Below are 4,106 nucleotides of genomic sequence, written 5' to 3' on the forward strand. Positions count from 1 at the left end.
GGAAGAACGCGAGTACTGGGCGTTTCGACCGATTCACCGTCCTGAAGTGCCGGCTGTTCGCGACGATCAGCGGGACCGCGTGCGAACGGCGATCGATTCGTTTCTGTTGTCGGAGATGCCGGAAGGGCTGACGTTCGCTGACGATGCCGACCGTCAGACTCTGATTTTGCGAACATACTTCGACCTGACCGGGTTGCCACCGAGTGAAGAAGACATCCGCACGTGGACCGATCATCCGTCCGGAGACTGGTATTCCGAACTGATCGAATCGCTGCTGGCGTCGGAACGCTACGGCGAGCGCTGGGCGCGGCACTGGCTGGACGTCGCGGGCTATGCAGATTCGGACGGCTACACCGTCAACGATCCGGAACGACCGTGGGCATGGAAGTATCGCGACTACGTGATTCGGTCGTTCAACCAGGACAAGCCTTTCGATCAGTTCATCACCGAACAGCTGGCCGGTGACGAACTGGCGGGGCCTCGTGAGGGCGACCTGACTCAGGAACAGATCGAACTTCTGGCCGCGACGGGATACCTGCGAATGGCGGCCGATGGAACCGGCAGCGGCGAAGACAATCCCACGGGCCGAAATCAGGTCATCAGTGACACGATCAAGATTGTCAGCACGTCGCTGCTGGGACTCAGCGTCGGCTGTGCTCAGTGCCACGACCATCGCTATGACCCGATTCCGCAAACGGACTACTACGCGATGCGAGCCGTGTTTGCTCCGGCGATGGACTGGCAGAACTGGAAAGTGCCTTCGCAGCGAATGGTTTCACTGTACACCGAAGCCGAACGACAGAAGGCCGCGGAAATCGAAGCGGAAGCCGCAAAGATCGGCGAAGAGCGATCCGCCAAACAAACGGAATACATGGCTCAGGCGCTGGAAAAGGAACTTCAGAAGTATGCGGAACCGCTGAGATCACAACTGAAAACGGCGTACGAAACGGCAGCCGACAAACGCACTCCCGAACAGGCCGCACTGCTGGATCAGAATCCCAGCGTGAAGATCACTCCGGGAGTTCTGTACCAGTACCTGCCTCAGGCCGCTGAAGATCTGAAGAAATACGACGCCCGCATTGCTGAAGTTCGCGGTAAGAAGCCGCCGGAAGAGTTCCTGGCAGTACTCACCGAACCGGAAGGACATCTGCCGGAAACTCATCTGTTTCATCGGGGCGATTTTCAGCAACCGACAACCGTCATGACGCCTGCCGCGCTGACAGTCGCGTGTCCGGAAGACGCTCGTGTGGAGTTTCCGGTCAACAATGACGCGCTGCCGACTTCCGGGCGTCGGCTGGCCTTTGCCAAATGGCTGACCGGCAAAGACAACCCGCTGGTCGCGCGAGTGTTGGTGAATCGCATCTGGCTGCATCACTTCGGAAAAGGCATCGTGCCGACTCCAGGAGAATTCGGGCGGCTGGGGACAGATCCCACTCACCCCGAACTGCTGGACTGGCTGGCCGAAGAATTCATGCAGCACGGCTGGAGCGTCAAGCACATGCATCGCGTGATTCTGTCGTCCACCGCGTGGCGTCAATCGTCCGTCAAAACGGCGATGCACACGTCGATGGATCCCGACAACCAGTACTATTCGCGTCAGGCGATTGCTCGACTGGACGCCGAACTGGTGCGTGACCGCATGCTGGCGACGACGGGTCGCCTGAGTTCGCAGATGTTCGGTCGTCCGGCTCCTGTAGCGGAAGACGACGCCGGGCAGGTGGTCATTGACGACAACGAAACTCGCCGAAGTCTGTACGTCAAGGTTCGGCGATCTCAGCCGGTGGCCATGCTGCAGGCTTTTGATGCTCCGGTGATGGAAGTGAACTGCGAGATTCGTCCGGTTTCGACCGTGGCCACGCAGTCGCTGATGCTGATGAATTCCAGTTCCGTGCTGAACCACGCTGCTAACCTTGCGGGACGCTGCCGAGCGGAAGCCGAAGCACTTGCGGCCGATCAGCTTGCCGGGCTGCCGGAGCTTCCGGAAGCTGCGAAAAGCCCGTGGCAGTTTGGCTTCGGAACGTATAACGAACAGACGCGACAGACATCAAACTTCACTCCGCTGGCTCATTTCACCGGGTCGCAATGGCAGGCCGGGACTGCTCTGCCCGATCCCCAGTTCGGATGGGTGCTGCTGAATGCTGCCGGCGGTCATCCGGATGTGCCGGAACGAGCCGTGATTCGTCGCTGGGTGGCCCCGGCTTCGGGAACGCTGACGATCGCCGGTTCGCTGCAGCACGGCAGTCCGAACGGCGATGGTGTTCGAGGACGAGTGGTCAGCAGCCGAGCGGCTGTGTCCGAAACCGGCAACGGGTCGCTGGCCGACTGGACATGCTTCAACGGCAAGGTCGACACTCCCGTTTCCGCAACGACGGTCGAAGCCGACGACACGATCGACTTCGTCGTCGACTGTATCACCAACCAGACATCGGATTCTTTCCAGTGGCCCGTGACGATTTCCTTCACGGCCACCAACGGAGAAACTCAGTCGTTTGAATCGGCCGCCGGCTTTCACGGTCCCGGCGAATCGCCGGAGCTGCTGGCCGGACAGGCCGTGAAGGCGTGGCAGCTTGCTTACTGTCGAGCTCCGGAATCCGATGAGCTGGCCACATCGATAGCATTCCTTTCTGACCAGATCAAATACCTGCAGGCCAACAGAAATCAGTTGCCGTCGGGCGTCACCGAATTTCAGCAGGCGCTGACGGACTTCTGCCAGGTGCTGATGACATCCAATGAGTTTCTCTACGTGAAGTGACAGGATGGAAACCATGACGACATCAGAATCGTTTTCGCGTCGAGCGTTCCTGCAGAACCACGCCATGGGCTTCGGCTCGGTTGCGCTGGCCTGGATGCTTCAGCAGGAATCCGCCAGCGCTGTGCCGCCGGTTGTGAAACAGAAGCCCGTCACCGACCTGAAGCTGCGAACGCCGAGGGTCGAATCACAGGCTCGGGCGATGATTTCGCTGTTTCAGCACGGCGGTCCGGCTCATATGGACCTGACCGATCCGAAACCGCAACTGACGAAATACGACGGCACGGAATACAGCGAAGACATCCAGTTCAGCTTTGTGAATCAGGCCAGCAAGAAGCTGTTCGGCAGCCCGTTTCGGTTTCGAAAACACGGTCAGTGCGGAACCGAACTTTCCGAACTGCTGCCGCACACCGCCGGTATCGTCGATGACATCTGCCTGATTCGCAGCATGCACACCGGAGCCAACGGGCACGAAGTTTCGATCCGTTACTTTCACGGCGGCGTTCCTGCGATTCTGGGACGGCCGCACTTTGCGTCGTGGCTGCTGTACGCTCTGGGATCGGAAACTCAGGACCTGCCGGCATATATGGTGCTGACCGATCCGGGTGGGCATCCCGTCGACGGCGTCAACAACTGGTCCAACGGTTTCATGCCGCCGCTGTTTCAGGGAACGGTGCTGAGACCCAAGGAGCCGCGCATTCTGAATCTCGCCGCGCCGGCTCACCTGCAGGGAACTCTGCAGCGGCAGAATCTGGACCTGCTCAGAAAACTGAATGCTCGACATCTGCAACAGGCCGGAGGCGACGGCGACCTGGAAGCTCGCATCGCCAGCTACGAACTGGCTGCCAGAATGCAGACCGCCGCCACGGATGCGCTGGATATCAGCCAGGAAACTCAGGCCACGCAGAAGCTGTACGGCATTGATCAGGATGCAACTCGCGAATACGGCACGCGCTGCCTGATTGCTCGGCGACTGGTCGAACGCGGAGTTCGTTTCGTGCAGCTGTTTCTTGGCGGACAGCCGTGGGACAATCATGGCAATATCCAGACGGCTCTGCCCGCAGTGTGCAAACGAGTCGACCAGCCGGCAGCGGGTCTGGTGACCGACCTGAAGCAGCGAGGACTGCTGGATTCGACCATTGTTCACTGGGGCGGAGAAATCGGTCGTCTGCCTGTGACTCAGACGCTGGAATCCGGAGCCGCCGGACGCGATCACAACGGTCAGGGCTTCAGCATCTGGCTGGCCGGCGGCGGAATCAAAGGCGGCATGACCTACGGCAACACAGACGAATTCGGCCACCGCGCCGTCGAAAACGTGGTGACGCCGAACGACTATCAGGCGACTCTCATGTCCCTT

The 4,106-nt window shown here is 59.9% G+C and carries 2 protein-coding genes; both read left to right on the forward strand.

Annotation, left to right across the window (positions count from 1 at the left end):
* Positions 1–2,752, forward strand: a 2,752-nt coding sequence (locus R3C19_27330) for a DUF1549 and DUF1553 domain-containing protein (protein MEZ6064075.1), incomplete at its 5' end; no start/stop codon positions are given.
* Between the two features lie 13 nt (positions 2,753–2,765).
* Positions 2,766–4,106: DUF1501 domain-containing protein (locus tag R3C19_27335; GenBank protein MEZ6064076.1), on the forward strand; the 1,341-nt coding region annotated here is incomplete at its 3' end.

Source organism: Planctomycetaceae bacterium (assembly GCA_041398785.1).
In the GTDB taxonomy this organism is placed as follows: domain Bacteria; phylum Planctomycetota; class Planctomycetia; order Planctomycetales; family Planctomycetaceae; genus JAWKUA01.